29 protein-coding genes, 1 tRNA gene and 1 pseudogene are annotated in these 25811 nt (G+C 71.2%); 12 read left to right on the top strand and 19 right to left on the bottom strand.

What is annotated here, in order from left to right:
* The first annotated feature begins 20 nt into the window (after positions 1-20).
* From ACIO3R_RS20275 to ACIO3R_RS20255, 5 genes are all read left to right on the top strand, one after another.
* The gene (locus ACIO3R_RS20275) at positions 21-743 is read left to right on the top strand and encodes a DUF4230 domain-containing protein (protein WP_402107371.1); all 723 of its coding nucleotides are present in this window, start codon (positions 21-23) and stop codon (positions 741-743) included.
* Positions 744-1034: 291 nt separating this feature from the next.
* Complete coding sequence (locus tag ACIO3R_RS20270) at positions 1035-1550, top strand: lytic polysaccharide monooxygenase auxiliary activity family 9 protein (RefSeq protein WP_363021953.1); 516 nt, start codon at positions 1035-1037, stop codon at positions 1548-1550.
* A gap of 252 nt (positions 1551-1802) precedes the next feature.
* On the top strand, positions 1803-2201 hold the full coding sequence (locus ACIO3R_RS20265) for a hypothetical protein (RefSeq protein WP_402107366.1): 399 nt from the start codon (positions 1803-1805) through the stop codon (positions 2199-2201).
* Between the two features lie 130 nt (positions 2202-2331).
* Positions 2332-2778 carry a nitroreductase family deazaflavin-dependent oxidoreductase gene (locus tag ACIO3R_RS20260; protein WP_363021956.1) on the top strand — a complete coding sequence of 149 codons (447 nt, stop codon included), beginning with the start codon at positions 2332-2334 and terminating at the stop codon, positions 2776-2778.
* A gap of 284 nt (positions 2779-3062) precedes the next feature.
* Positions 3063-3461 (top strand): DUF6221 family protein, encoded by a 399-nt coding sequence (locus ACIO3R_RS20255; protein ID WP_385038333.1) that lies wholly within the window; start codon positions 3063-3065, stop codon positions 3459-3461.
* 132 nt (positions 3462-3593) lie between these two features.
* On the opposite strand, the gene ACIO3R_RS20250 is transcribed toward ACIO3R_RS20255, so the two are convergent.
* Complete coding sequence (locus ACIO3R_RS20250; protein WP_385038336.1) at positions 3594-3782, bottom strand: DUF6381 family protein; 189 nt, start codon at positions 3780-3782, stop codon at positions 3594-3596.
* Between the two features lie 238 nt (positions 3783-4020).
* On the opposite strand from ACIO3R_RS20250, the gene ACIO3R_RS20245 reads away from it, so the two are divergent.
* Positions 4021-4094, top strand: a tRNA-Met gene (locus tag ACIO3R_RS20245).
* 103 nt (positions 4095-4197) lie between these two features.
* On the opposite strand, the gene ACIO3R_RS20240 is transcribed toward ACIO3R_RS20245, so the two are convergent.
* The 3 genes from ACIO3R_RS20240 to ACIO3R_RS20230 form a co-directional block, all read right to left on the bottom strand.
* Positions 4198-5040 (bottom strand): helix-turn-helix transcriptional regulator, encoded by an 843-nt coding sequence (locus ACIO3R_RS20240; RefSeq protein WP_402107362.1) that lies wholly within the window; start codon positions 5038-5040, stop codon positions 4198-4200.
* 195 nt (positions 5041-5235) lie between these two features.
* Positions 5236-5997 (bottom strand): SDR family NAD(P)-dependent oxidoreductase, encoded by a 762-nt coding sequence (locus tag ACIO3R_RS20235; protein WP_385037053.1) that lies wholly within the window; start codon positions 5995-5997, stop codon positions 5236-5238.
* A gap of 259 nt (positions 5998-6256) precedes the next feature.
* Positions 6257-6703, bottom strand: a complete 447-nt coding sequence (locus tag ACIO3R_RS20230; RefSeq protein ID WP_385037050.1) for an anthrone oxygenase family protein — start codon at positions 6701-6703, stop codon at positions 6257-6259.
* A gap of 90 nt (positions 6704-6793) precedes the next feature.
* Between ACIO3R_RS20230 and ACIO3R_RS20225 the strand changes: the two genes are divergently transcribed.
* Complete coding sequence (locus tag ACIO3R_RS20225) at positions 6794-7372, top strand: TetR/AcrR family transcriptional regulator (RefSeq protein ID WP_402107358.1); 579 nt, start codon at positions 6794-6796, stop codon at positions 7370-7372.
* Between the two features lie 118 nt (positions 7373-7490).
* Here ACIO3R_RS20225 and ACIO3R_RS20220 read toward each other — a convergent pair whose 3' ends face one another.
* Positions 7491-7871 (bottom strand): MerR family transcriptional regulator, encoded by a 381-nt coding sequence (locus ACIO3R_RS20220; protein WP_385037044.1) that lies wholly within the window; start codon positions 7869-7871, stop codon positions 7491-7493.
* Between the two features lie 53 nt (positions 7872-7924).
* On the opposite strand from ACIO3R_RS20220, the gene ACIO3R_RS20215 reads away from it, so the two are divergent.
* On the top strand, positions 7925-9037 hold the full coding sequence (locus ACIO3R_RS20215; protein ID WP_402107355.1) for an alkene reductase: 1113 nt from the start codon (positions 7925-7927) through the stop codon (positions 9035-9037).
* A 74-nt stretch (positions 9038-9111) separates the two neighbouring features.
* On the opposite strand, the pseudogene ACIO3R_RS20210 reads toward ACIO3R_RS20215, so the two are convergent.
* Both ACIO3R_RS20210 and ACIO3R_RS20205 read right to left on the bottom strand, forming a co-directional pair.
* A pseudogene (locus ACIO3R_RS20210) lies at positions 9112-9287 on the bottom strand (GNAT family N-acetyltransferase); the annotation flags it as partial.
* Between the two features lie 24 nt (positions 9288-9311).
* Entirely contained in the window at positions 9312-10055 is a 744-nt protein-coding gene (locus tag ACIO3R_RS20205; protein ID WP_402107353.1) for an AraC family transcriptional regulator, read from the bottom strand.
* 54 nt (positions 10056-10109) lie between these two features.
* Here ACIO3R_RS20205 and ACIO3R_RS20200 point away from each other — a divergent pair, with 54 nt between their 5' ends.
* The gene (locus ACIO3R_RS20200) at positions 10110-11330 is read left to right on the top strand and encodes an MFS transporter (RefSeq protein ID WP_385037035.1); all 1221 of its coding nucleotides are present in this window, start codon (positions 10110-10112) and stop codon (positions 11328-11330) included.
* Here the strand turns inward: ACIO3R_RS20200 and ACIO3R_RS20195 are convergent.
* On the bottom strand, positions 11300-12091 hold the full coding sequence (locus ACIO3R_RS20195) for an AraC family transcriptional regulator (protein WP_385345948.1): 792 nt from the start codon (positions 12089-12091) through the stop codon (positions 11300-11302). The genes ACIO3R_RS20200 and ACIO3R_RS20195 overlap by 31 nt on opposite strands.
* Positions 12092-12176: 85 nt before the next feature.
* Here ACIO3R_RS20195 and ACIO3R_RS20190 point away from each other — a divergent pair, with 85 nt between their 5' ends.
* Positions 12177-12980, top strand: a complete 804-nt coding sequence (locus ACIO3R_RS20190; protein WP_402107349.1) for a sulfite exporter TauE/SafE family protein — start codon at positions 12177-12179, stop codon at positions 12978-12980.
* Between the two features lie 96 nt (positions 12981-13076).
* A complete protein-coding gene (locus ACIO3R_RS20185) occupies positions 13077-13775 on the top strand; it encodes an alpha/beta hydrolase (protein WP_385037026.1) in 699 nt (232 codons plus the stop codon).
* On the opposite strand, the gene ACIO3R_RS20180 is transcribed toward ACIO3R_RS20185, so the two are convergent.
* From ACIO3R_RS20180 to yhfZ, 10 genes are all read right to left on the bottom strand, one after another.
* Entirely contained in the window at positions 13756-14016 is a 261-nt protein-coding gene (locus tag ACIO3R_RS20180; RefSeq protein WP_385037023.1) for a hypothetical protein, read from the bottom strand. The two genes, ACIO3R_RS20185 and ACIO3R_RS20180, sit on opposite strands and share 20 nt — an antisense overlap.
* Before the next feature lie 197 nt (positions 14017-14213).
* Complete coding sequence (locus tag ACIO3R_RS20175) at positions 14214-15005, bottom strand: class I SAM-dependent methyltransferase (RefSeq protein WP_402107345.1); 792 nt, start codon at positions 15003-15005, stop codon at positions 14214-14216.
* A 326-nt stretch (positions 15006-15331) separates the two neighbouring features.
* On the bottom strand, positions 15332-16573 hold the full coding sequence (locus ACIO3R_RS20170; protein ID WP_402107342.1) for a phosphopentomutase: 1242 nt from the start codon (positions 16571-16573) through the stop codon (positions 15332-15334).
* Positions 16574-16583: 10 nt separating this feature from the next.
* Complete coding sequence (locus ACIO3R_RS20165; RefSeq protein ID WP_402107340.1) at positions 16584-17747, bottom strand: YhfX family PLP-dependent enzyme; 1164 nt, start codon at positions 17745-17747, stop codon at positions 16584-16586.
* Between the two features lie 2 nt (positions 17748-17749).
* Complete coding sequence (locus ACIO3R_RS20160; protein WP_385037011.1) at positions 17750-18865, bottom strand: aminotransferase class V-fold PLP-dependent enzyme; 1116 nt, start codon at positions 18863-18865, stop codon at positions 17750-17752.
* Between the two features lies 1 nt (position 18866).
* Positions 18867-19823, bottom strand: coding sequence for a phosphotriesterase (locus tag ACIO3R_RS20155; RefSeq protein WP_385037008.1), 957 nt, complete (start codon positions 19821-19823; stop codon positions 18867-18869).
* A 91-nt stretch (positions 19824-19914) separates the two neighbouring features.
* A complete protein-coding gene (locus tag ACIO3R_RS20150) occupies positions 19915-21249 on the bottom strand; it encodes a YhfT family protein (RefSeq protein WP_402107336.1) in 1335 nt (444 codons plus the stop codon).
* A 42-nt stretch (positions 21250-21291) separates the two neighbouring features.
* A complete protein-coding gene (locus tag ACIO3R_RS20145; RefSeq protein WP_207317689.1) occupies positions 21292-21648 on the bottom strand; it encodes a DUF2620 domain-containing protein in 357 nt (118 codons plus the stop codon).
* Between the two features lie 88 nt (positions 21649-21736).
* Positions 21737-22123 (bottom strand): transcriptional antiterminator, encoded by a 387-nt coding sequence (locus ACIO3R_RS20140; protein ID WP_385037002.1) that lies wholly within the window; start codon positions 22121-22123, stop codon positions 21737-21739.
* A gap of 96 nt (positions 22124-22219) precedes the next feature.
* Complete coding sequence (gene yhfZ / locus ACIO3R_RS20135) at positions 22220-23158, bottom strand: GntR family transcriptional regulator YhfZ (protein ID WP_363021996.1); 939 nt, start codon at positions 23156-23158, stop codon at positions 22220-22222.
* 91 nt (positions 23159-23249) lie between these two features.
* Between yhfZ and ACIO3R_RS20130 the strand changes: the two genes are divergently transcribed.
* On the top strand, positions 23250-24881 hold the full coding sequence (locus ACIO3R_RS20130) for an MFS transporter (protein ID WP_385036996.1): 1632 nt from the start codon (positions 23250-23252) through the stop codon (positions 24879-24881).
* Between the two features lie 106 nt (positions 24882-24987).
* On the opposite strand, the gene ACIO3R_RS20125 is transcribed toward ACIO3R_RS20130, so the two are convergent.
* Complete coding sequence (locus ACIO3R_RS20125; protein WP_402107330.1) at positions 24988-25644, bottom strand: class I SAM-dependent methyltransferase; 657 nt, start codon at positions 25642-25644, stop codon at positions 24988-24990.
* Positions 25645-25811 lie beyond the last annotated feature (167 nt).

Genomic DNA, 25811 nt, shown 5'->3' with positions numbered 1-25811 from the left:
GGTCGGGTCACACGGGGAGCATGACCTCCACCGACTTAACCACAGACGCATCGGGCAAGCCCGACGAACCGGCGGGCGGTGGCCACCCCAACCGCCCCCGCCGCACCCGACGCTGGGGGAGGGCGGCCGCGATCTGCGCGGCCGCCGTCGTCCTGCTGCTCCTCGGTACGCGGCTCAGCCTGCTGCCGGGGCTGGGCGACCTCTTCGGCGAGAAGACCCACGACCGCTCGGGTCCCGCCGTGCTCAAGTCGATCCGTGACATGAGCAGGTACGAGGCGGCGGCGGGTAATTTCCAGGTCGTCGTCGATCTGGAGAAGGACACGAAATTCCTCCCGGACGCCATCCGCGGCTCCCGCACCCTGTACGTCGGCGCGGGCACGGTCGGCGCCTCCGTCGACCTGGGCGGGGTCGGGGACAGCGGAGTCGTGGTCAACGAGGACCGGACGACGGCGGAGCTCCGGCTGCCGCACGCCGTACTCGGGAAACCGGCGCTCGACCCCGACCGCTCCTACGCGGTGTCCAAGCAGCGCGGCCTCCTCGACCGGATCGGGGACTTCTTCTCCGACAACCCCGGCAGCGAGCAGGCGGTGAACAAGCTCGCGGCACAGCACATCGGCGAGGCGGCCAAGGAGAGCGGCCTGACACAGCGCGCCGAGAAGAACACCACCGCCATGCTCCAGGGGCTGCTCGGCTCGCTCGGCTTCAAGGAGGTCACGGTCCACTACGGTGACGCCGGCCGGTAGGCAAGGGCGCCGAGCCTGCTCAACGCTTCCCCGGGCTCCTCTCCTCGCATCCCTCGGCTTCTCTACCCAACTTCCTTTCAGCGCGCCACCCTTGACGGCTCCGCCTCGGTAGGTATGGTCTAGTCCAAGTGCAGGGACGGCGCCGGACACCCATATTCCCGGGGTGGATCCGGTCATGGATCCTGCCGTTCCCTTCGCGCCTCTTGGCCCCACACTCGAGAGGCTGGACTGCCGCTACCGGGCTCCCCACAGTCCGCCCGCGTGCAGCGATGCCTCATGTGAAGGAGAAGCATGCACACGAAAAGGAAGACCGCCCTGGCCCTCGGTGCCGTGCTCGCCCCGGTACTCGCTCTGACCCTTCCGGCAGGTTCGGCCAGCGCCCACGGCTACATCTCGTCACCCCCGAGCAGGCAGGCGCAGTGTGCCGCCGGGACGGTCAGCTGCGGTTCCATCACGTACGAGCCCCAGAGCGTGGAAGGCCCCAAGGGGCTGACCAGCTGCAGTGGCGGCAACAGCGGGTTCGCCGAGCTCGACGACGACTCCAAGGGCTGGAAGGTCACTCCGGTGAGCGCCAGCACCTCGTTCCAGTGGGTGCTGACGGCACGTCACGCCACCAGTACCTGGCAGTACTTCGCGAGCGGTCAGAAGATCGCCGAGTTCAACGACAACGGCGCCCAGCCCGGTGCGACCGTCACCCACCAGGTGAACTTCGGCAACCTCAAGGGCCAGCAGAAGGTCCTCGCGGTCTGGAACATCGCCGACACGTCCAACGCCTTCTACGCGTGCATCGACGTCAACGTCAGCTGACCTCGCACGCGCTTCCCCGTAGGAGTGGGACCCCTGCCCTGCACCGGGCGGGGGTCCCTGCCGTGGCACCGCGATCCGGCCCCGCCGGACCCTGGTGCGTGACGCGGCGGGGCGGGCGGCGCCGATACGGTGCACCGGCCCAGCGACACCCGGATGGTCGGCTCCGTCACCCGCCTGCTGTCCGGGCCGCGCCGATTCGGCCGGGCACGGCAACGCTGAGTCCGTCAGTGTGTCTGCAGAATCGGGATCAGCATGCTCATATCGAACCTCCTCGGCGTCGGAGACGGCTCGCCGAGCCGTCGGCGTCGCGGATACGTCCTCGCGGCCGTACTCACCGCAGCGGTGTGCGGGGGAGTGGTGCCGGCCGCGGCCGAGGGCACGTCCCCCATCGCCGCCGCCGCCGCCTCCTCCGACCGGCCCACGGCCTCGGCCGCAGTCGTCGCAGCCTCCCGACTCCCCGCTCCGGATGGCTTTGAGGCCGGGCGTGCCCATGCGCAGACCATGGAGGCGAACTCCTCGCACAGGGCGCTCGCTCCGACGCGAACCAGGACACTGGTGCTCGCGGTGATCGGAAGCGCCGCCGGGCTGGCGGTGTTCGTGGGCGGCGGTCTGGCGGCGGCCGCCCGCGGCCGCAACGGCTTCGGACGCTGACCCCCGGCCGGCCCGGCACGACACGTCGGCCGTTGCGGGATTTCTGGGCGGCCGATGTTGTTGAAGCCATGATGAGGAACCGCGGCCGATGAAGTGTCACGGCCGGAACGTCGACGATGGGACAGAAGTCATGCCTCTCCAGGGTGAGTACGAGCCGAGCCCCGCCCAGTGGGTCCGGGACCAGGTCGAGCAGTACGAGAGTTCAGGCGGTACGGAAGGGACGACGATGCGGGACATGCCCGTCATCATTCTGACCACCCGTGGAGCCAAGAGCGGAAAGATCCGCAAGACACCGCTCATGCGCGTCGAGCACAACGGTGCGTACGCGGTGGTCGCCTCACAGGGCGGCGCCCCGAAGCACCCGGTCTGGTACCACAACCTGAAGGCCGATCCCCGGGCCGAACTGCAGGACGGGCCGGTGCGCCAGGACATGAAGGTCCGGGAGGTGACCGGGGACGAGAAGGCGCTCTGGTGGGAGCGTGCCGTCGAGGCGTTTCCCGACTACGCCGACTACCAGAAGAAGACCGACCGGCAGATCCCGGTCCTCGTCCTGGAACCGGCGGAGACCGACCACTGATCAGCACGGAACGGCAGCGCACCGCTCGGTACGGGCGCCGGGGCGTCGCGTACCGCTGAGCGCGCCCCGGAGGCCCCACCGGTTCCCTCGAAAACCGGTGGGGCCTCCGGCTGTCGTCCCGGCGCTCTTCCTCGGGAGGGCCGGGAAAACCGGCCCAGCGGCCCCGCACGCAACGGCGGACACACGGGCGGGCGGTGAACTGCTGCGGAGTGGACGGCGCGGCGGGATATTCTCCACCACGGCCCCTTGAGGTGCGGGGCCGAGTGGGAAGGATTCAGAACCTGATGGCAGACAATTCCTACCTGGTCGCGTTCGTCCGGGCGCGTCTCGACGAGGAAGAGGAGCTCGCACGAGCGGCCGGCGGCGAGGGGTGGCGGTGTCCGGCCGAGGCGCCGGGCGAAATCCACGACCGGACCGGCGCGATCGCGTTCAGTCTGAGGACGCACGGCTACAACCACCACATCGCCCGGCAGGATCCCGCGCGGACCCTCCAGCGCATCGAGACGAGCCGCGTCCTCCTGGACGAGTACGCCGAGGTGGCCGAGCTGGACACCGACCGACCCGACCGGGACTTCGCCTCGGGGCGTGCCTTCGGGCTGGGCTTCGTGGTCCGGCAGATGGCCGCGGAGCACGCGGGGCACCCCGACTACCAGGTGAAGTGGCTCCCGAGGTTCACGCAGTAGCGGCGCGGCCCGGGTTCCCGCGGCATTCGGGCCCGGCCGTCGCACGGCGGCCGGGCCGCCGACCCGGCCGGCTGCCTCCTCCGTGTCAACCGCACTCCTCGCACGGCCGCCGGCCGGGTCTCACGAGGGCGCTCAGAGGGGGTTCACGCCCCGGTCACCCTTGGTGCTCACCTGATCACTCCGCTCCTGGAGGCGGCGCGCCTTGTCCTTGAGGCGCTCCCGCTCCTGTGGATCGGAGGCCCGCTCGGCGGCCTCCTGCATCTCCTGCGCCTTGGCGCGAATACGCTCGGCGCGGCCTCCGGATTCATCCGCAACGCTCATGATCACTCCTGGATCTCGGGGGGAGCCGACGCCACCAGCGAATCAGCGCTCCCGCGCACCTGCATCTCGAACGGTGACCGACTGCTACGAGTACCCGGAGCGCGAGTACGCAGCCAGGGAGAAATCCGCCGGCCCGGTATCGCGGGTGTCCAGGACGGCCCCGGGCTGAGGGAGGCGTGCGCGGGCGGGAGGTGGTCGGGGAGCCCGCCGAAATGGCGTACCGTGGGGATCACAACGACGCGGGGTGGAGCAGCTCGGTAGCTCGCTGGGCTCATAACCCAGAGGTCGCAGGTTCAAATCCTGTCCCCGCTACTTTCGAAGCAGGGCCCGGAACCATATGGTTCCGGGCCCTGCTTTCTTCTGCCCGGTCACCGGTCCGGCCGGGCGGCGTCTCCCGTCCGGCCGCCCTGCCCGGTCACCGCTGGGACGACCGCTCTCCGACGACGGAGAGGAGCTGGAGCTTGTCGTGGCTCTCGCTGCCGGGGGTGGCGGTGTAGACGAGGAGGGCCTGTGCCTGGTCGGCGTCGTAGAGGATCTGGCACTGGAGTTCCAGGACACCGAGGTCGGGGTGCTGGATGCGTTTGCGGTCCCCCTCGCGGCGCACGCCGATCTCGTGGGCGCTCCACAGGGCGGTGAACTCCTCGCTCTCCTCGCGCAGCGCGTCCACTACCTCGGCGACTCGGGAGTCGGCGCCGTGGCGTGAGTAGGCGGTGCGCAGTTCGGAGGTGAAGATCCGGCTGTGGGCCGGGTGGTCGGCCTCGGGGTAGATCCGGCGGGCATGGGGGTGGGTGAACCAGCGGTAGACGAGACTGCGGTCAAGACCGGTGTAGACGGTCTCGTCCCCGAGAAGGGCCACGGCGAGGCGGGTCTGCACCAAGGTCTCGGCGATGGTGCTGATGACCTGCGCGGGAGTGTCGGCCAGCCGGTCCAGAATGCGCATCATGCCGGGGGAGACGTGGTCGGTACCGGGGCGGCGGCCGGGGGTGTTGTGGCCGGCCATGCGGAACAGGTGGTCGCGTTCGTCCAGGGACAGGTGCAGGCCCCGTGCGAGGGCGGCGAGCATCGGCTCCGAGGGAATCGGGCCGCGCTGCTGCTCGACGCGGGCGTAGTAGTCGGTGGACATGCCGCACAGGGCGGCGACCTCCTCGCGGCGCAGGCCCCGGGTGCGGCGGCGGGGACCGCGAGGCAGACCGACGTCCTCGGGTTGCAGGGCCTCGCGGCGGGTGCGCAGGAAATCGGCCAGCTGTGTTCGGTCCATGATGCTGATTCTCTCCTCGGCACGGCGGTGGCGGGAGCCGGGCGAGCCGGTGGGGGAGGCCGCGCTCCCGCCGCGTGAGGGCCGGACGGTCGGGAAACGGACACCGGGTGAGCCCCTCCGGCGGGTCCGGATCCCCTTCGCGTCGGCCTCGCTCCCCGCCGGTGTTCTCGTGGACCTCTGTTCTCGTGGACCTCGTCAGAGCAGGAGGCCGCCGGACGCCTCGATGCGCTGGCCGGTGATCCAGCCCGTGCCCGGGGCCAGGAGCGCGGCGATCACGGCGCCGATGTCCTCGGGATTGCCGACCCGGCCCAGGGCGGCCTGGCCGGCGAAGTGCTCGCGGATCTGCTCGTCGTCGCGGATCGCGCCACCGCCGAAGTCGGTGGCGATCGGACCGGGGGCCACGGCGTTCACACTGATGCCGCGCCCTCCCAGTTCCTTGGCCAGGTACTTGCTCCAAGTCTCGATCGCGCTCTTGACCGACGCGTACACCGACCAGCCCTCCCCGGCGAAGCGCGTCAGACCGGTGGACAGGTTCACGATGCGGCCACCGTCGGCCAGCAGCGGCAGCAGCGTCTGGGTAAGGAAGAGCACGCCCTTGAAGTGCACGTTCACCAGCAGGTCGAATGCCTCGACGGTGGTCCGGCCGGGCGGGGTGAACGCGGCCACGCCGGCGTTGTTCACGAGGAAGTCGAAGTTGTCGCGCCCCCACGTGGTGCCCAGCGCGTCCCGGACCTCGGCCGCGAAGGCGGGGAACGTGTCGAACGCGGTGGTGTCCAGTTCCAGCGCGACCGCCTTGCGCCCCAGAGCGGTGACCGCGTCCACCACCGCGGCGGCCTCGTCCTTGTTCGACCGGTAGGTCACGATGACATCGGTACCCGCCTCGGCGAGCGCGATTGCGGCGGCCCGGCCCAGTCCCCGGTTCCCGCCGGTGATCAGTGCGATCGTGTTCAGGCTCATCCTGGACTCCTTGCTGCGCGGAGGGCCGTCGTGCGGTGCACACGAACGGGAAGCCCGCCTCCACCCACGATCGGTCCGCCGGCCTCGGGGATGAAGGCACAACTCATCCAGGGACAACTGATCCCCCCATGGCCGGCCCCACCGCACGTGCCGGCCGTTGGCCGGGCTGCCGAACGCCCGGGGGCGACGCCTCCTGCGGTCCGCCACCCGGTAGGCCTCGACAAGACGCCGTCGACGTAAGGGCGTTGGGCCCGCGGGCTCAGGCGAGGGCGGCGACCAGCAGGGCGAAGGCGGCGATGATGACGGCGACGCGGACGTAGTGGAAGCGGTCCCAGCGGTTCGTCTGCTGCTTCCAGTCGGCGGGCCGGTTGTCAGGGGTCCACGTCTTGCTCCGGTTGTTGATCGGGACGAGCAGCAGGACCGACATGATCACGCTGAGGAGCAGCAGCGCGCCTGCGGTGACGACGAGGCCGGTGCCGTGGTGGTGCCATCCGGCGACGGCCCAGACCGCGACGAGGACGAGCGAGGTGATGTACCAGACCGGCATCACGGCGCCGAGCATCCGGCCCCCGTGGGCGCGGGCGAGTTGGTCACTGTCGTCGGGGAGTGCGTTGAAGATCGGGTTGAGGACGAAGGCGACGGAGAACTCCACCCCCACCATCACGCCGACGACCACGGTGGTGAACACCTCAAGTGCGTTGAACACGGTGACCCTCTCGATATCTAGTGTTGCTAGCTGACGATGCAACGCTAGCGCTACTGCCGCTTGATTGTCTAGCGGTGCTAGGATCGAATCATGTCGGTACAGGAACGCAAGGAGCGCGAACGGGCGGAGCGTGAGCGCCTCATCGTGGCGACAGCCCGCGAACTCGCCGAGCAGCAGGGCTGGGACGCGGTCACGACCCGTCGGCTCGCCGAGCGCATCGAATACAGCCAGCCCGTCCTCTACAGCCACTTCCGCGGCAAGCGCGAGATCATCGGTGCCGTCGCCCTCGAAGGCGCTGCCGAGATGGCCGCCGGGCTGCGGGCCGCGACCTCCGTCGCGGACGGACCTCGCGCCCGGGTCGCCACCCTCGCCCGCGCCTACCTCGACTTCGCCGCACGCCACCCGGCGGTCTACGACGCCATGTTCCAGCTGGACGGCGGCCTGGCGTTCGCGGACGAGGACACCCCGGAGCCTCTCAAGGACGCCTTCGCCGCGCTGCTGGAGAGCCTGGGCGAGGTGGCCGGGGACGGTGTCCACCCGGGGCTGTTCACCGAGGTGTTCTGGGCGTCCCTGCACGGCCTGGCGACCCTCACCCGGGCGGGACGGCTGCCGCCGGAGGACACCGAGTCGAGAGTGGAGATGCTGGTGGACCGGCTCGCCGTGGTCTGACGCGCCGCCCCCGGCGCGCGCTCGGCAGGGACCGCGAAACGCCCGTCCTGACGGCGGTCCAGGGAGAAGGCGCAGGCGGAGGAAGCGCGAACATGCCGTGGGCCGGGCCGGGCCGGCTTCAGTCCGGAGGGCCGGGAGTGGTCCCGCCCGCCGCTGTGTCGATGACCTGCTCCAGAACCTCACGGGAGCGGAGCAGGTCATCGACGGTCCGGTCGATCCGGTCCCGCTCGGCGGTGAGTTCGGCGACCAGCTCCGGGGTGGCGCGCGCTGAAGGCCCGCCGTCCTCGTCCCGCATACAGGGCAGGATCCGCGCGATGCCCGAGCTGTGCAGCCCGGCCGCGTAGAGCTCCTGGATGCGGATCACGCGATCGACTGCGGTGCCGGGAAAATCCCGGTGGCCGCCGGGCGTCCGATCCGCCGCCAGCAGGCCCTGTTCCTCGTAGTACCGCAGCGAACGCTCGCTGACACCCGTACGCGACGCCAGCTCCCCGATGCGCATGTCCCACCCCACGACTTGAACTTCACATCAATGTCAGGTTTTACGTTACCGGCATGACGAACACACAGCAGGCACCCGCTGATTCCCGGCTCTTCGAACCCACCCGCCTCGGCACCCTCGAGTTGTCCAGCCGACTGGTGATGGCGCCGCTCACCCGTAACCGCGCAGGGGCCGACGGAGTCCCGGGCGAGCTGATGGCAACCCACTACGCGCAGCGCGCCGGGGCCGGTCTGATCATCGCCGAGGCCACGACGCCCAACGCCGTCGGCCGGACCTACCCCCACATCCCCGGCATCCACACCCCCGCGCAGGTCTCCGGCTGGCGTCGGGTCACCGAGGCGGTGCACTCGGCTTCCGGCGGCCGGATGTTCCTCCAGCTGCAGCACGGCGGCCGGGTCGGCCATCCCGAGACCAGCGGCCATATCCCGCTCGCCCCGTCCGCCGTACGGTTCCCCGAGGCGCTGCACACCCCCAGCGGACTGCAGAACGCCGTCGTGCCCCGTGAGATGACCGTCCGGGACATCAGGTCCACCATCGCCGACTTCGCCACCGCCGCCCGTAACGCCGTCCGGGCCGGCTTCGCCGGTGTGGAGGTGCATTCCGCCAATGGGCATCTCCTCCACCAGTTCCTGGCGAAGAACACCAACCGCCGGACCGACGGGTGGGGCGGACCGGTGGAGGGGCGGATCCGGTTAACCACCGAGGTGGTCCGGGCCGTCGCCGAAGCCATCGGCCCGGACCGCGTCGGCGTACGGATCTCGCCCGGACTGGGCGTCAACAGCGTCGAGGAGGGCGACACCGAGGACATCTACCGGGCGCTCCTGCCCGCGCTCACGCGCATCGGCCCGGTCTATCTGCACCTGATCTACGCCGACCCGGACAGCACGCTCTTCGCGGAGATCCGCAAGGCCTGGCCCGGCACGCTGGTGGCCAACCCGGTGCTCTCCCGCGAGGAGGTCGCGGCCGACGGCGGCAAGCGGCGCGGCGAGCGCCTGCTCGCCGAGGGCGCCGACCTGATCGCGCTGGGCCGGGGATTCCTCGCCAACCCCGATCTCGTCGAGAGACTGCGCACGGGCGCGCCGCTCAACGAAGTCCGCCCGGAGTTCCTGATGCACGTGCACGGGGCGCAGGGATACACCGACTACCCCTTCCTGGGCCGGCCGTGAACCGTGCGGAGCCAGGACCGCCGGGCGCGGGCGACCGCGTCGGGCGCCGGAGCGCCGTGCCCGGCCCTGATGTGTCAGCGCAGGTCGAGCCGCATCACGATCCGGGGATGGCCGGCGAGCACCGAGGTGGTGTCGGCGGCGTGGGCGAACCCGGCGCGCTCGAAGTTCCTCCGGATCCAGGCGTCAGGTCGACCCTGGTGTCGCCGTTGTCGAGGGGATACGCCTCGATCGCCGGTGCGCCCCGGGCACGGACTCGCATCCACCGGTGCGGCGGTCAGCGGGGCTGATGCGTTCCCGGAGTGTGCCCGAAGGAGCGGCGGAAGACATCGATGAACGCGCTGGCGGACGACCAGCCGCACTGATGGGCCACCGCGGTCACCTGGACGTTCTCGGCGAGCAGGACCAGGGCGTGGTACAGGCGCAGTTGGGTGCGCCACTGCGGGAACGTCATGCCGAGATCGGCCCTGAAGAGGCGGGAGAGGGTGCGGTCGCCGGCGCCGACCTCCCTGCCCAGTGCAGCGAGGGTGCGGTTGTCGGCCGGGTTCGTGCGCAGGATGTCGCACACCGCCCTCAGCCGGGGGTTGGCCGGGGTGGGCAGGTACAGCGGCGCCTGCGGTGAGGCCCGCAACTGGTCGAGCAGCACGGCCCGCAGCCTGCCGCGTTCGGGGCTGTCGTCGTACGGGGTGCGGGTGTGGGCGAGGATCAGTTCACGCAGGAGGGGGCCGACCGTCAGCACGGTCGGCTGGTCCAGACCGAGCGGATTGTCACGCGCGGGCAGCCCGACCAGATGCAGTTCGAGTTCCCCATGGGCCTGGTGGGCGTGCACGGTGCCGGCCGGTACCCAGATGGCGCGTGTGCCCGGAGCGATCCATGTGCCCGAGCCGGTCGTCACCGCCAGCACTCCGCGGCCCGCGTAGACGATCTGGTGGTCGTCATGGCGGTGGGCGTCTATGGCGGCTCCGGGCGCCAGCCACTGGGTGCGGGTCGGCGCCACGGGCTCGTGGCGGATTTCCGTCATTGATTGGCAGCATATCGGAAGCGCGTCAAGCCGTTCGGCGATGAACATGGCGATGTGCCAAGGAACAAGACCATCCTCATGCTGTCGGTCGGCCACGCCTGCGTGGACATCTACCAAGGTGCCGTCGCGTCGCTCGTCCCGTTCTTCGTCGCCGAGCGCGCCTACAGCTATGCCGCGGTCTCGGGTGTCGTGCTCGCCGCGTCCTTGCTCTCCTCGGTGGCCCAACCGGTGTTCGGCGTGCTCACCGACCGCTGGGCGATGCCCTGGCTCCTGCCGGTGAGCACGGTCCTCGGCGGACTGGGTATCGCCCTGAGCTGCGTGAGCGGTTCCTACGCCTTGACGCTGACGTTCGTGGCGGTGTCCGGTGTCGGCGTCGCCGCCTACCACCCCGAGTCCGCCCGGGTGGCGCGGCTCGTCAGCGAGGGCAGCCATACCGCGATGGGCTGGTTCTCCCTCGGCGGAAACCTCGGATTCGCCGCCGCGCCACTCATGGTCACCGCGGTCGTCGCCGCCGGCGGTCTGCGGCTGGCGCCGCTGTTCGTGGTGCCGGCCCTCGTCGGCAGTGTGCTGTGCCTGCCCGTCCTGCGTGCACTGGAGAAGACGGTACGCGGCGGTTCCGGCAGCGCGTGCGTGGCGGGCGCCGACGACAGGTTCTCGTTCGTGAAGCTGTCGCTGGCCGTGGTCTGCCGGTCCATCGCGTTCATCGGTCTGAGCACGTTCATCTCGCTGTACGTCAAGCAGCGTCTCGGCGGCAGTACGGCGGCCGGCACCGCGGCGCTGTTCGTGCTCTATCTCGGCGGTGCGGTGGGCTCCGTACTGGGCGGCAGCCTGGCCGGCCGCTGGGACCGGGTCGCCGTCGCCCGCTGGGCGTACCTCGTCTCGGTCGCCGCCGTGGCGGGGGTCGTGTTCGTGCCCGGCCCGGCGGTCTACGTGTTCGTGGTGCTGACCTCCGCCGGCCTGTACGTCCCCTTCTCGCTCCAGGTCACACTGGGCCAGGACTACCTGCCCTCCCGCGTCGGCACAGCCAGCGGGATCACCCTCGGGCTGACCGTCAGCATCGGCGGCCTGGCCGGCCCTCTCATCGGCAGCGTCGCCGACGCGACGTCCCTGCGCACCGCCCTGACCCCGCTGATCCTGATGCCCGCTCTGAGCTGGCTGCTGTTCCGGACACTGCCCGAACCCACCGCGCCGACACGTCGTGGCGAGCGGACGGAGCGCGCGGGCGCTGAAGTACCCCGGACCGCTCAGGAGTCACGACTGCGGCCGACGCCCTGACGGCCCGCCGTGAAACGGGACGGGGGCAGGCCGAAGGTCCGGGTGAAGGCCGCGGTGAACGCGGCGGGGGAGGCGTAGCCGAGACGTCCGCCGACCTCGCTCACCGATGCGTTCCGCAACAGCGGAACGGCCGCGAGCAGACGGGCACGGGCCCGCCAGACGGCGGGGCTGTCACCGGTCTCGGAGCGGAAGCGACGGGTGAAGGCCCGTTCGCTCATGGCCGTCCGCGCGGCCCACGCGGCATTGGTGACACCGGCGTCCGGCGCGGCCAGGTACTCACGGCAGAGCCTCGCGAGGTCGGCGGAGGCGGGAAGCCCGACGTGGAACGGGAGCGGGGCGCGCTCGGCGATCTCGTACAGGAGGAGCGCGGCGACGGCCCCCTCCCGCCCGGACAGGCCGTAGTCGGCCTCGAACCCGACAGCGACCAGGAGCAGCTCGCGCAGCAACGGCGAAACATCCACGACCATGCAGGTCACGGGCCACCAAGGGACGGCGTCCGGCTCGATGTACAGACTCGCGGTGCTCACTCCCGGCATGTGGACGCGGTGCCGGGTGGCGGCCGGGATCAGCACGGCGCGTTCGGGCGGGACGGTCCAGGTGCCCTCGGCGGTGTCGACGACCATGACTCCGGTGGCGCCGTAGAGGAACTGCGCGCGCCGGTGTTCGTGCCAGTCCAGCACGTGGCCGGGCGGGTAGTCGGTGCCGATCGGCAGGACGGCCCGTCCGACGTGGTCGACGTCGGCGAGGGGGACGTTCTTCACCCGCCCACCCTACTGGCCGGAACGCGAAGGAACGGTGCCGACCATCGCATGCGAGAACCCCGTCCGCGCTGATGGAGTGGGACCCATGGACGTTGTGGCACTGACAGGGATCGGGATCCTCACCGGCATGACGACGGTGTTGTTCGGCTTCGGTGGCGGGTTCGTCGCCGTGCCGGTCGTGGTGTGGGCGGACGCCGCACTCGGCGCGGACGCGATGCGGGTGGCGACCGCCACCTCGGCCCTGGTGATGGTGGTGAACGCGGGGTTCGCGACAGCCGTCACCCCGCGGCGGGTGCTCCTCGCGCTCCGCGGCAGCGGCCCGCTGCTCCTCCTGCTGGCGGCCGGCGCCGCGGCCGGAGCGGCCGCCACCCGGCTCGTCCCGGCCGGTCCGGCCCGGTGGGCCTTCGTCGCGTACGTCGCTCTCACCATCGCCGACCTGCTCCTGCGCCCCGGATTCCTGCGCCCGGGGCCGCGTGACGAGGCGGCCCCCGACGCTCCACGTCCGCTGCCCGCCGCCCTCGGCGCGCCGGTCGGCGCGGTCGCGGCCTTCCTCGGCGTCGGAGGCAGCGTCATGACCGTCCCCGCGATGCGGCGGGCGGGGCACCCGATGCGGGTGGCGACCGCCCTGGCCAACCCCCTCACCCTCGCCATCGCGCTCCCGGCGACCGCGGTGTCCCTGTGCGGTGCCGCGGTCCCCGCCGCCGCGGACGCGCACATGCGCCTGGTCGGCCTCGTCGACCTCCGCGCCGCCTCGGCCCTGCTGATCGGGGCACTGCCGGTGATCGCGGTGCTGCGCAGGCGCCCGCCGCGGATCCCCGACCGTGCCCATGCCTGGGCGTACATCGGGCTGCTCGCCATGGTGACGGTCGCGATGCCGCTCGCGGCCTGAGGGACTCCCGTACGTACGCGCGGAGTCGGTCCGCCCGTTGTCCGCCGTCGGCCGAGCCGGTCGCGGCCGACGGCGGGGCGGCGCCAGGATGCTCACATGCAGCCGATCCTCGTACTCGTGCACAGTCCGTCCGTGGGCCCCTCCACCTGGAACCCGGTCGCCGAACACCTGACCGCCAGGGGGTACCAGGTACGCGTACCGTCCCTGCTGCACGTGGGCGCCGGTGAAGCACCGTTCTGGCCACGGGCCGCCGAAGCCGTCCGGGCCGAACTCCGGGACATCCCGACGGGCCACCCCCTCGTCCTGGCGGCGCACAGCAACGCGGGTCTGCTGCTCCCGGCCATCCGCTCCGGGCTCGGCCATCCGGTGACCGGCTCGGTCTTCGTCGACGCCGCGCTGCCGGCCCGCACCGGACCGACTCCCGTCGCTCCGCCCGAACTGCTGGAGTTCCTCCGCCCGATGGCGGTGAACGGCACCCTGCCGCGCTGGACCGACTGGTGGGACGAGGCCGACATCGCGCCCATGTTCTCCGGTCCTGCGATGCGCCGGAAGTTCGTCGCCGAGCAGCCCAGGCTTCCGCTCGCCTACTACGAGCAGCGCATCCCGGTCCCCGACGGCTGGGACGACCACCCCTGTGCGTACCTTCTGTTCAGCCCCCCGTACGAAGACGTGGCCACCGACGCCCGTGAACGCGGCTGGCGGACCGCGCACCTGCCCGGAGCGCACCTGCACCAGATCGTCGACCCGGTCGGCACCGCACAGCAGCTTCTCGAACTCACCGTCGCAGAAGCCTGACAGACGGGTCCGGGAGCCAGGGGCCGGGCAGGAGCGGCACGAGGTCGTACTGGTAACACGGCACCGTGAAGCACTGCTTGGGCGCCGGGACACAGGCGTAGCCGAGGGGCGCGATGACGGTGGCGCACGGGTTCGGGCGCGGCCCCGCGGGGCCCTCCAGGGCGTGGGCGGGGCCGGTCGGGGTGAGAGGCAGGGCGGCGAGAACGACCGTCGCCCCGGCGCACAGCAGGTTCTTGATCACGAGCAACAGGCATAGCCGTTCTTCAGCCCGGGAGAAGGCTCAGGAGGGCCAGGTCACCCGTACGGCCCGATTAATTCACCGTAGTAAGTACGAGTTCGAGACGATCCGGGCTCAGTGAAGTGAGTGGGGCCGGGCCGGCGCAGCGCTCCACTTGGTCATCCGGGGACGCGGCCGTCTCGGCCGGGGGCGCGGCGGGGTCAGCCCGGCTTGACCGCCAGCGTCGCGAAGTAGTTCGACATGTAGGGGGCGGATGCGCTGGATCGGTCCGGTGCTTCCGCGAAGCCGGTGAGGACGAACCCCGCGGCGAGTTGCCCGCCGATCTGGTCGGTGAGGGTGTGACTGTATTCAAGAGCGGCATCCGCGCCGAACTTCGTGGCGCGTTCCTCGGCGGAATAGTGCGTGACATCGCTGTAGGGCAGCTTGTGCACGACGATCAGCTCGCCGCGCTCGTCGAGGGCCTCGTGGTCGAACAAGTACACATCAGGGTTGAGGCAGCCCGCGAGCAGGGTTCCGCCCGGTCGCAGGACGCGGAAGCACTCACGCCACACCGGTGCCAAGTCGGGTACGAACAGGTTCGAGACCGGGTGGAACACCACATCGAATGCCGTGTCGCCGAAGGCGCTGAGGTCGCGCATGTCGCCCAGGACGGTGCGCAGATCGAGTCCGTCGCGTGCCGCCACCATCCGGTCCTGGCCGAGCTGGCGGGGCGAGTTGTCGAACACGGTGACCCTCGCCCCCGCGGCGGCGAGGATCGGACCCTGCTGGCCACCGCCGGAGGCCAGGCACAACACGTCCTTGCCGGTCAGGTCCGCCGGCAGCCAGGAGCGGTCGACCGGCTCACGCCCGATGAGAACGATCGACCAGTCGCCCGCGCGGGCGCGCTCGACATCCTCGGCACTCACCGGCCTCGTCCACTCGTTGCCCTCCTGGACAAACCTGTCCCAGGCGGCCCGATTACGGGCACCGGGGTCGACGACGAAGTCCTGCACGTCTCACTCCCTGCCACAGCCGAGCGGACACCGGCGGTATCGACAGTTCGGCGCCGCCAGCCAACACGATCACAGGTGCGGACTCAACGGAATTAGCGGGCATCGAGGTGGCCACGGGCTCGCCCGACGGTCGCGCGGCGGGTGCCCTGACCGGCGACCGCCGCCCCGGCGGCAGTCCGTCACCATGTGGACAGCCGTTTAGCCGGTGAACGAGCGACGCCGGCTTGTCGCAGCGCCGGCGGCGAGGCCGGAGGCCCGGTTGCCGGCGCCGCGCCCGGTCAGGGGCCTTCCGGCCCGCGTCACGTCGTCTGTCCTGTGCGTCGCGCTCAGGCCGCGCGGCGACCCGTGTGGAGCGGGGTGCCGCCCGCGAGGCCTTCCGGGTCCAGCGCCAGCGACAGGGCGGCGGTCGCGCCGACGTCCGCCAGGCTGTGCGCGTCCGGGAGGAGTTCCACGCCGTCCGCATCGGGCCGGTGGATCAGCACCGGGACGTACTCGCGGGTGTGGTGCGCGTGGCCGATCGTCGGGTCGTTGCCGTGGTCCCCGGTGACGATCAACCGGTCACCGGGGTCCGCGAGCAGCGCCACGAGTCCGGCAAGCCCGGCATCCACCTGCTCCAGCAGGTGCCCGTACCGTTCCGTGTCCTGCTGGTGCCCTGCCAGGTCCGTCTCCTGGACGTTCGCGACCACGAGGGCGTCGCCCTCGGCGCGCACCGCGTCCAGCGTGTGCGACAGGACGTCGGCGGTGGCGACGGCCGGATGACGTGCCGCCGCCTCGCACACCAGGATGTCGGCGGCCTTGCCCACCAGGGCCACCGGGATCCCGGCCCGTGCCGCCAGCTCGGGAAGCTGGCGGGTGTGGTCGAGCGGGGCGCCCAGGTGCTGCACCTGGAGGCCGCCGTTGCGGTAGAAGCCGGTGGCGGGGGTGTCCAGGCCCACCGTTCCCCCGTCGCCGGGGCGGACGAAGGTGCCGAGCGGGCCGTCCGCGTGGCCGCCGACCGCGATGACCCGTGCGACCGGGGCGACGGCCCGCACGGTACGGGCGATGGCGAGGATTCCGCCGGGCCCCTCGAACGGGAGGTCGTCGAGGCGGCCGGAGGCGTTCCAGTTGATCCCGGGATCGGCCTCCAGGTTGTCGTGGACCAGGACCGTTCCGTCGACGACGAGCAGCGGCTGCCCGTCCAGCCGCTCGACCCGGTGACCGGCCGCCGTGAGCGCGCCGGACACCTCGTCGAGGTGGTCGGCGAGCCGGGCCACCGTCACCCGGCTGAAGTCGGCGCCCATCATGGTCTGGTGGCCCGCGAAGGTGTCCGCGCCCGGATAGCCGAGCGCGGCCCTGCCCGCGGCCACGGGCAGATGGGTGCGCCGCGCCAGGTCAGGGTGCGGGTGGACCAGCCCGAGCCCCAGCGCACCCAGCACCGGCAGGCGCAACGGGCGGCCGAACGCGGCGCGGCAGTGGTCGAGTACGTGTCCGCAGGTGTCGGCGCTGAGGTCGCCGGGGCGCAGCGTGCCCGCGTCGGGCATGGCGCCGACGCCGAATCCGTCGATGACGACGATGACGGTCTTGGCCATGAGGTGCTCCTTACAGGGCTCGGCCATGGGCGTCGTACAGGCCGTTCAGCCGGGGGTTGCCGGAGGCGAGCCCGGACACGACGGCGACGGTCGAGCGGGTGACGAAGATCTGGGTACGGAAGGCCAGCAGGGCGGTGTCCCCGATGCGGGCGTCCGCCGCGCGGGCGGGGGCGTCGAGCAGCCGGTAGTAGTCGATGTTCTCGGCGGGTGCCTTCTGGACGCCCAGCCGGGTGCCGGTGCGCGGCAGGAGGGCGCTGCGGATGTGCGAACGGGTGTAGAAGCCGCCGCCGAATATCGCCGGGCGGCCGTCGTCGAGGGTGTGCGCGACCTCGCTGACGTACACGTACGCGGGCATCTCCGGCTGGGCCGGATCGAGGGCGTGCAGGGGGGTGGTGCCGGTGAGGGCGTGGCCCGGCTCGCCGTGGGTGGCTCCCAGTTCGGCGAGCAGCGGGAGGGAGGCCATCGAGGTGGCGCTCGGCGCACTGAGCTTGAGGTCGTGGTGTCCGCGTGCGGCCAGGAGTTCGCGGGCCCTGAGCGCCAGGCCGAAGTTGGGGGTCGCGGCCGGTACGCCCGTCCCGGGGTCGCACAGGACGCAGGGGAAGGCGGTGACGCCCGCGATCCGGATGCCGTCCAGCGCTTCGGCCTCCTTGGCGAAGGCGTCCAGACGGCCGAGCGGCACGCCGCCCTCCTGGCCGGGGTAGACGGCGCCGTCGGCGCCTTCGAGCCGGATCAGGACGTCCTGGACGAAGCCCAGTTCGCGCGCCGCGTCGGAAACGGCGCGGGCGTTGGCCAGATCGAAGACCGTGACGGTCTCCGGCCGCCAGGCCAGCATCTCCGGCAGCGCGCGCCGGGGAATCTGGACGAGGTGCCCGAGGTTTCCGGGCTGTGCCCCGGCGGCGTGCAGGGTGCGGGCCTCCGCCGGGTCGATGGCGGCGGAGCGGGGGATGTGCCGGGCGATGGCCCTGATCAGTTCGGGGTTGCGGCCGAGCTGCTTGACGACGAACCAGAGGCTGAGGCCGAGGCGTTCGGCCTCGGCCGCCAGCAGCTTGGCATTGGCCTCGACGGCGTCCAGGTCCACGACATAGGTGTCGGGCGGGATCTCGCCGTTGCGGTGCAGTGCTGCCGCGGCGTCGACGAGCCCGGGGTTGCGGGTGAGCACGGTGTCGAGAAACACGGTCAGTCGTCCTTCGGGTCGTCCAGGGCGGCGAGCGAGCGGCGCAGGATGTCGATGACGAGATCCGCGCCCGCCCGCATCGGGTTGATGCGTACGATCCAGTCGGCCAGCTCGGGGGAGTCGTCCAGCGCGGAGCTGGACATCCGGTAGAAGAGCGGGGCGATCTCGTAGCGGGAGTTGGAGCCGACGGGGTAGGGGGCGGCTCCGAAGCGGGCGGCGACGGCGGGCAGCGCCGCGGCGACGGGCCGGTCGAGCCGGACGAGCAGACAGCGGTCCTGGGCGTTGGCGATGCGGACCTCCGCCACCCCGTCCACCTCGCCGGCCGTGAGCCGTTCCGCGACCTCCGCGCCCACCCGGGACTGCACGGACCACATGACGGGAACGTGGGTGAGGGCGCGCAGGGCGTCCAGGGCCTGGTGGCCCTGGACCTGACCGCCGCCGGAGTAGTTGTCGCGGCGGATGTGCTCGACCAGATCGCTGGCGCCGACGACGATACCGACGCCCTCCGGCCCGTGGAGCTTGAAGAGGGAGAAGCAGGAGGCGTCGGCCCCCAGTTCCACACCGGCGGCGGGCGTGCGCATCACGGCGTAGTTGTCGTCGACGATCGTGCGGACCCCGGCAGCCCGGCAGGCGGCGATGACGTCGGCCGGATCGTAGGAGTCCGCGAGGCGCTGGCGGGTGTGCTGGATGTAGGCCCACCGGAACCGCCCGGACGCCAGGGCCTCGCGGAGAGCCGGGGCGTCGTTGAAGTCGACCTCGGCCGTCTCCACGCCGATACCGCGCAGCGTGACCTCCGTGGTGCGGTAGACCGGGGCCCGGTGGATGAGCAGCGGATCGCCCGCCCGGACAGCGGCGTTGAGGGCGGCCCGGATCGCTCCGGTGCCCGCGCCCTGGACGAAGGCGGCGTCCTGGGCACCGAAGAAGTCCGCGAGCACGGCCTCGACGCGGGCGGTGGTGCGGGGCCGGCCGAGACCGGGAACGACTCCTGCGTCGGAAGAGAAGAGCTGTTGTCCCTCGAAGTGGGCCGCGGTGGCCTCCAGCAGCCGGAACTGCGTGGCGACCGCTTCGTCCAGACCGACGGTCGCCAGCGGGAACGTGGCGGGAAGTACGGGGCTCATGTCAGTTCTCCTCCACGCTCGCGCCGGTCAGGAAGCGCAGCGGATTGCGGCGGGTCAGCAGGTCGATCAGGTCGTCGTCGGCGCCCGCCGCCCGGAGCTCGGGAAGGAAGCTCCGGAACAGGTGTCCGTAGCCCTGGCCGCCTTCGCCCAGCAGGTAGCCGTGGCGGGAGATGTCGCAGCTGAGCAGGGCCCGGTCGGCGTGCCCGGCCTCCACCAGGGCGAGCAGCAGCCGCAGCCGGGTCCGGTCGCTCTGGTAGGACGACTTGCCCACGGTGTCGAAGGCGACGTAGGCCCCGCGTGCCGCGAGCTCCCGGTGGACGCCCGGGTCGTCCAGCAGATCCTGGTGGCCGATGCTGACGCGGTGGGCGGGCAGTCCCTCACCGGTGAGCAGGTCCAGCTGGGCGAGCCCGCCCCGGCCCAGTTGCGCGTGGGTGGCGAGGGAGAGGCCGGTGGCCCGCGCGGCCCGCGCACCGGCCCGCAGCACCTTGGCCTCGGGAGCCGTGGGGACATCCCCGTGGCTGCCGATCTCACCGAGGACGCCGGGCCGGATGCCGGTCGTGCCGATGCCCTCCTCGATCTCGCGGAGAAGGACCGCGGTGAGCTGTTCCACGTCGGAGGCGTCGATCTCCGGGGTGTGGAAGGGCTCGTAGTACCAGCCGGTCGCGGCGACCACCGCGACCTGTGCGTCCCGGGCGATCGCCGCCAGGGCGTGGACGTCGCGTCCCATGCCCCGGCAGGTCAGCTCGACGACGAGGGAGAGCCCGAACTCCTCCCGCAGCGCGCTCAGCTCGGCGGTCACGGCCGCCGCGTGGCGTCGCGGGTCGAGCACGGCCGCGCCGTCGCCCCGTTGGTCGAGGTCGAGGACGAGGTGCTCGTGGGCGAGGGCGGGGCCGCGTACCGAAGAGGCCGGAACGTCGCCGGTGACGGTGCGCAGGGTGTGCGGCTCGTGGTGGTTCATCGTGGAGGTTCCTTCTTCGCGTACGGGCCCGTCCGGTCCGGGGCGGTGCCGGCCCCGGTATCGGGGCGGGCAGGTCCCCGGACCGGGGGTGTCAGCCCTTGACCGGGGTGAACAGATCGAGCCAGTACAGGACGTTGAGCAGAATGCCGCCGACGATCACGGCCGCGGGTGCGGCGGCCATCTTCACGATGGGCCGGCCCATCGCCTCGTTCAGCAGGTAGAGCCCGCCGACGACGAGGATGCCGAGTCCGCCGCCCATGGCGTTGGCGGCCATCAGCGAACCGAAGAGGATCGCCAGCTGGAGGGTGTCGCCGATGGCGCTGCGCAGGTGCTCCGAGGAGTCCCGGACGCTGGGCAGCTTGCCGAGGACCTTGCCGATCCAGGAGAGGGCCAGCACCTCGGCGGCGAACACGACCGCACCGACGACAGCCGCCAGGAACGGGTTCGGCATGAGGTAGCCGATCGGGTACACCAGCGTGAAACCGGCGATGCCGTACGCGCCGGAGGCGAGCGCGGTCGTCGCGATCAGCGGGATGAAGCCGAACACCCGGTAGAAGTCGACCTGGGCGGCCTCGGAGTACTGCCCCTTCGCGATCAGGAAGCTGGTTGCCTCACCGCCGCCGAATATGTGCATCTGGGCGAGCACACAGACCCCGGCCCCGAGCACCATGAACAGCGGCAGGTACTTGCGCAGACGGGCCGCGCTGGCGCTGAACAGCGACGCCATCGGGTCGTCCTCCAGGACGACCTCCTCGACGCCCGCGGCCCGGTCGGCCCGGCGCTGCCGGACGTCCTTGGCGACCGCCAGCCCGATGAGCATCAGCACACCGACGGCCATGGCCAGTGCTCCGGCGAACATGTTCGGCCACAGCTTCATGGTCATGACGACGAGGGCCAGTTCGAGGACGCCCGCGACACCGCCCCACTTGCGGCCGAACTGCTTGGTGATGGCGAGCACGGGGAACAGCGAGAAGAGGAACAGGATCGGCGTCGACATCTGCTGCATCGCCGTCAGGAAGTCGACCGGCAGATCGTGCGCGACGTTGTTCGCGCCGTTCAGACCGAACACGACGACCGCGCCCCAGGCACCGCCGAGGATGGGGGCGAGCCACCTCCTGGGTGCCAGCATCCCGAGGATGTCCGTGGGCAGGAAGAGCAGCCACGGGTTCAGCACGCCCGTGGACAGGGCCATCGGCGCACCGAGTCCGAAGATGAATCCGGCGGAGAGACCGAACGAGACAGCCGTTGTCGCGCTGCGGGTGGTGCGTCCCTGGATGAAGTCCAGCATGAAGGGGCGTACCCCGTCATTGAAGACGGCCAGGGCCATGTGCGAGATGTAGGCGGTCAGCGCACACAGGGCTATCACGGTCAGTTGCTGGGCCAGCGTGAAGTCGAGGCTGGCGCCGGCGGCGAGTGTGGTGCTCACGAGTCACTCCTTGGTGCCCGGGATGATCAGAACAGGCTGGGTTCAGCCGCGGGCGGCGATGGCGCGCGCCATGAGGGGGGCGATGACGTCGATCTGGTCCATCGAGAAGCCGAAGACCTTCTTGCCGTCGGCGAGCAGTTCGGCGACCTTCTCCTCCGTCGGAACACTCCGACCGAAGGTGTGGCAGGCGGCGCTGCCCATGAGGCCGACGAGTACGCCCAGCGAGGCGCCGGCGCCCGTGTGACAGGTGCCCAGGTAGTAGTCGGCCTGGCCGACCCGGAGCTTCATCGCGGCGTCCATGTCGCTGGAGGCGACGACGTCGAGCGAGTCGATGCCGAGCTTGCCGATGGCCTCGGTGACCTCGACCTTGCCGACTCCACCGGTGAGGATCTTCGTCATGGCTGTACTTCTCTCTGTGTCTCGGTACGGGGGGCGTTCTCTGCGTCGGTACGGGGGCGAAGGGGGCCGGGGTGCCTGCCGTGACCGGTCAGGACGTGGGCGCGGAGGGGGACTGCTGGGCCAGTACCGCCAAGTGCATGCCGAGGAAGTTGACCTCGGACTCGGGGAGCGGGGCTCCGAGCTCCCGTTCGGCGCGAGCCGATACGGCACGGGCACGGGCCACCGCGTCGGGATGCCCGGCCAGCTCGGCGGCGATCTGGTCGTCGGTGAGGAACTGCTCGATCGCCTCGCCGTCCAGGATCCGGCCGAGCGCCATCATCAGATGGCTGGTCAGCATTCCCGCCGTCGCTTCGGTGACCGTGCGGCCCTCCGCCTCCAGAGAGGTCAGCTCGGTGGTGACGAAGTCGGCCACCTCGGGCCTGACCTGGCCGCCTTCGCGAAAGAGCTGGATCCGCAGTGCGAGCTGGTCGTCCATGATTGATCCTCCTAAAATCAACAGTAACCAGGATTTTGTATTTTCAGGGCGAGTGACGCCCCGGAGTTATGAGACCCCGGTCACTGAACCCGCTGGTCAGTACGAGGGGACGCGCTCACCGCGCAGCACCTCGCTCTGCAGCCGGGTCACCAGCGACAGGTCGAGCGAGTCGCGGACCGCGGCGAGCGCCTTGGCCCCGTCCGACCGGCCGATCACCGCGGCGGTCGAGTTGCGCAGCGCCAGCTCCCGGTTGACCTCGTCCCCGAGCGGAAGCACGTCGACGCCGACCCCGAGCCGGTCCTGCGCCTCGTCAAGGTTCCAGACCGTCGCATCCACCTCGTTCCTTGCGAACAGGTCGCTCAACTGCATGTACGACGCCTCGCGCCACTCGACGTCCTCCCGGCCGGCGAAGACCCGCTCCACGAGCATCCGCAGATCCTCCGAAGCGTGGTCGACCGCCACCCGCAGTCCGGGCGCGTCCAGGTCGACGCCGTGGCGCACCAGCATGCCGTGGGCGCCGACGTACGTGGCGGGACCGAGGTCGGCCACCAGCTCCACCGGGTGCTCGGCGATCAGCTGGTCGGCGGCGAACCGCGACAGGACGACCAGGTCGACCTTGCCCTCCAGCAGTGCGGCGGTCCGGGCTCCGGCGCCTCGCATGAACGTGATCGCGAACGGTGCGCCGGCCTCCTCGAACGCGCTGCGCAGCCCGGTCGCCAGACCTTCGTACCGTCGTGAGTAGGGGAGCGGCATCGCCGCGAGCAGCGTCCCCAGTCCGGACAGCCGCCACAGGATGGTGCGGTCCGAGTGGACGAGGAACGTGCCGAGATGGCCGCGTGCGGTCGTGGAGATCGCTCCGGCCTCCTCCAGCAGGTGGAGGGCGGCCTGGACGGTACCGTTTCCGCAGCCCAGCTCCTCCGCGAAGTCGCGCACGCGGGGCAGGCGGGTGTCCGGCTCGTGGTGCAGGAGCAGGACGGCGAGCTGCCGCGCGGCGAGGCCGTTGCGCGTGAGGAAGCGGTCGTCGAAATCGTTCACGAATCAAACAGTAACCAGGATTCTGGATACTGACAAGGGTCCGGCTTCCGCCCGGCGTGCGCGGCGGGGTGGCGGCGGCGAGCATTGGCCCATGAACAACGCGGCTTCGCAGGCACACGGAACGGACGGGCCCGCGACGGCCGGGGCGAGCGGTCCGCCGAACCAGACGCTGGCACTGGCCGCGATGATGTTCGCGGTGTCGATGACGTTCATCGACCAGACCATCGTGGCGATCGCCGCACCGGACATCATCCGCGAGCTGGGACTCACGTCCTCGCAGATGCAGTGGGTCATCAACTCCTACCTGCTCACCCTCGCCGCCTTCTTCGCGCTCGGCGGCCGCCTGTCCGACATCTACGGCCATCGCCGCGTCATGCTCTGCGGCACCCTCGTCTTCGTCATCGCGTCGGCGCTCTGCGGAGCCGTGCCGACCGGTGACTTCGCCCAGGCCTGGCTGATCGGCTTCCGGGCGATCCAGGGCTTCGGAGCGGCCCTGATGTTCCCGGCGGCGCTCGCCGTGGTCATCTCGGTGTTCCCGGTGGAACGGCGCGGGCGGGCGCTGGCGCTGTTCTTCGGCGTCTCGGGTGCGCTCACGGCCATCGGCCCGCTGCTGGGCGGATGGCTCACCGAATGGACGTGGCGTGCCATCTTCTGGATCAACGTCCCCGTCGCCGTGATCGCGATCGTCCTGGCCCTGCTCGCGCGCATCCCCGAGAGCTCGAACCGGGAACCGCTGGACGTGCCGGGCACCGTGCTGATGGCGGTCGGCATGGGGCTGACCGTACTGGGACTCCAGCAGTCCGCGTCCTGGGGCTGGGACGCGGTGGCGACATGGGCGTGCATCGTGGTCGGCCTCGCGATCCTGGCCCTCTTCTGCCGCTTCGAACTGCGTCGGCGGCACCCGCTCGTCAAGCTCCAGGTCTTCCGGGACCGGGCCTTCGCCGTCGACATGCTCGTGCTCTTCTTCGCCATGACGGCGTTCGTGCCCGTGCTCTTCTTCGCCTCGGTGTACGCCCAGGTCTCCCTGAGCGCCTCGCCCAACCAGGCGGCGCTCTACCTCCTGTACTTCTTCGTGGGGTTCGCCCTCGCCTCCCAGTGGGGTGGCCGCATCCTGGACAAGCGCGGCGCCCGCCCGGCATTGATGACCGGTGCCGCTCTGGGGGCGGTCGGCTTCGCCCTGTGGGCCGCCAGGCTGACGACGCTCGCGATGCACGACCAGTGGCCGTACGCGGCGATCGCCGGCGCAGGCATCGGCTTCCTCCTCGCGCCCGCCTCGACCGACGCCGTCAACCGGTCGATCGGCGCCTCGTACGGCGAGGTCACCGGCATCACGCAGACGGTCCGCAACTTCGCCGCCAGCATCGGCCTGGCGGTGTTCGGCACGGTGCTGACGCACGTCACGGTGAACCGTGTCAGCGAGACGCTGGTGGCGGAGGGCATGCCGCGCGGACCCGCGCACGCTACCGCCCACCACATCGCCGAAGCCGTCACCGGGAACGCGGACGCGCGGCAGCCCACGGGCGACGGCAGGGCCGCCGAGCTCATGCGGGAGTCGATGCAGGCGATCCGCATGGACTTCGCCGAGGCGAACCAGTGGGTCTTCTACTCCATGGCAGGCGCCCTCGTACTGGCCTTCCTCTGCTCGCTGTGGCATCCGGGCACGCGCGTGACGGGGGACAGCGGCGGCGCCGCGCGCCCCGAGGAGCCCGCGCCCCGCGGATGACGGACCCTGTCCTGCTCGCCCGCCGGTGACCCGCGCACTTCCGATCCCGTGCATGGGGTCCGCAGCGCGGACCACCACTCTGCTCCCGCGTCGGTCGGGGCACGCGTCAGTTCCGGTGCCAGACCAAGGTGTATCGCCAGAAGACTCGTCGGCGGAGCCGCGCACCGGGCAGCACGTTCCGGGCATCACGAACGATGTCGGCGAAGCTCATCGTCGCCGGTCGCGTGGGAGCGGTCATCGATTCCGGCCGTGCCGCCCTGCGCCCCCGGTTCTTGACCCAGGCCATCACGACATTCAGCGGAACGGCGGCTGTGCCGATCAGACGATCGCCGGGTGACTGTGCTCGGGCGAGGCCTACGACGACCAGAGTCCCGCCCGGTGCCAGGTGCCGGCGAAACAGGGCGAGAGCTTCGGAGAACGGCAGATGGTGGATCGCGGCGACACACGTGATCACGTCGTAGGAACCGGGCGGTATGCCGGTCAGCGCGTCTCCGACGGTGAAGGTGACGGTCGAGGCCGGCGCCGTGAGTTCCCGTGCCCGGACGACGATCGTGGGATCGGCGTCCAGACCCTGTACGGATGTGGCGCGTGTACCTACCAACCGGGCCAGGCCCCCGCTGCCCGATCCGACGTCGAGAGCTGTGCCGATGCGCCTCGGGAGTTGCCGCATGATCCAGCGGTGGTAATGGGCGTTGTGGTCCCACGGGCGGGCGGCGTGGAATTCTTCCAGCGCCTTGAGGACGCGGGGTGGCAGTGTCTTCATGGCACGAGTCCATCATCCACGATCCGCAGCCGGCACCACTGTGCGCCGCGGAGCACTCGGCGGGCGGGCGCTCCGCTCCGGCAGGGGTGTTCTCCCCCGTAACCGGCTCCAGGAGCCCCGCCGGCTTCCGGTTTCCGGCGATCGGCCGGGCGGTAAGGCCCGTCCGG

This window comes from Streptomyces sp. NPDC087428, from assembly GCF_044744085.1.
In the GTDB taxonomy this organism is placed as follows: domain Bacteria; phylum Actinomycetota; class Actinomycetes; order Streptomycetales; family Streptomycetaceae; genus Streptomyces.
The sequence above is the reverse complement of the archived record's forward strand: the minus strand, read 5'-3'. Positions and strand labels throughout refer to the sequence as shown.

What these genes read in the sequence shown, in the direction of transcription:
- ACIO3R_RS20275 (WP_402107371.1), top strand. Translation starts at nt 21, where the DNA reads ATGACCTCCACCGACTTAACCACAGACGCATCGGGCAAGCCCGACGAA.
- ACIO3R_RS20270 (WP_363021953.1), top strand. Translation starts at nt 1,035, where the DNA reads ATGCACACGAAAAGGAAGACCGCCCTGGCCCTCGGTGCCGTGCTCGCC.
- ACIO3R_RS20265 (WP_402107366.1), top strand. Translation starts at nt 1,803, where the DNA reads ATGCTCATATCGAACCTCCTCGGCGTCGGAGACGGCTCGCCGAGCCGT.
- ACIO3R_RS20260 (WP_363021956.1), top strand. Translation starts at nt 2,332, where the DNA reads ATGCCTCTCCAGGGTGAGTACGAGCCGAGCCCCGCCCAGTGGGTCCGG.
- ACIO3R_RS20255 (WP_385038333.1), top strand. Translation starts at nt 3,063, where the DNA reads ATGGCAGACAATTCCTACCTGGTCGCGTTCGTCCGGGCGCGTCTCGAC.
- ACIO3R_RS20250 (WP_385038336.1), bottom strand. Translation starts at nt 3,782, where the DNA reads ATGAGCGTTGCGGATGAATCCGGAGGCCGCGCCGAGCGTATTCGCGCC.
- ACIO3R_RS20240 (WP_402107362.1), bottom strand. Translation starts at nt 5,040, where the DNA reads ATGGACCGAACACAGCTGGCCGATTTCCTGCGCACCCGCCGCGAGGCC.
- ACIO3R_RS20235 (WP_385037053.1), bottom strand. Translation starts at nt 5,997, where the DNA reads ATGAGCCTGAACACGATCGCACTGATCACCGGCGGGAACCGGGGACTG.
- ACIO3R_RS20225 (WP_402107358.1), top strand. Translation starts at nt 6,794, where the DNA reads ATGTCGGTACAGGAACGCAAGGAGCGCGAACGGGCGGAGCGTGAGCGC.
- ACIO3R_RS20220 (WP_385037044.1), bottom strand. Translation starts at nt 7,871, where the DNA reads ATGCGCATCGGGGAGCTGGCGTCGCGTACGGGTGTCAGCGAGCGTTCG.
- ACIO3R_RS20215 (WP_402107355.1), top strand. Translation starts at nt 7,925, where the DNA reads ATGACGAACACACAGCAGGCACCCGCTGATTCCCGGCTCTTCGAACCC.
- ACIO3R_RS20205 (WP_402107353.1), bottom strand. Translation starts at nt 10,055, where the DNA reads ATGACGGAAATCCGCCACGAGCCCGTGGCGCCGACCCGCACCCAGTGG.
- ACIO3R_RS20190 (WP_402107349.1), top strand. Translation starts at nt 12,177, where the DNA reads ATGGACGTTGTGGCACTGACAGGGATCGGGATCCTCACCGGCATGACG.
- ACIO3R_RS20185 (WP_385037026.1), top strand. Translation starts at nt 13,077, where the DNA reads ATGCAGCCGATCCTCGTACTCGTGCACAGTCCGTCCGTGGGCCCCTCC.
- ACIO3R_RS20170 (WP_402107342.1), bottom strand. Translation starts at nt 16,573, where the DNA reads ATGGCCAAGACCGTCATCGTCGTCATCGACGGATTCGGCGTCGGCGCC.
- ACIO3R_RS20160 (WP_385037011.1), bottom strand. Translation starts at nt 18,865, where the DNA reads ATGAGCCCCGTACTTCCCGCCACGTTCCCGCTGGCGACCGTCGGTCTG.
- ACIO3R_RS20155 (WP_385037008.1), bottom strand. Translation starts at nt 19,823, where the DNA reads ATGAACCACCACGAGCCGCACACCCTGCGCACCGTCACCGGCGACGTT.
- ACIO3R_RS20145 (WP_207317689.1), bottom strand. Translation starts at nt 21,648, where the DNA reads ATGACGAAGATCCTCACCGGTGGAGTCGGCAAGGTCGAGGTCACCGAG.
- ACIO3R_RS20140 (WP_385037002.1), bottom strand. Translation starts at nt 22,123, where the DNA reads ATGGACGACCAGCTCGCACTGCGGATCCAGCTCTTTCGCGAAGGCGGC.
- ACIO3R_RS20130 (WP_385036996.1), top strand. Translation starts at nt 23,250, where the DNA reads ATGAACAACGCGGCTTCGCAGGCACACGGAACGGACGGGCCCGCGACG.
- ACIO3R_RS20125 (WP_402107330.1), bottom strand. Translation starts at nt 25,644, where the DNA reads ATGAAGACACTGCCACCCCGCGTCCTCAAGGCGCTGGAAGAATTCCAC.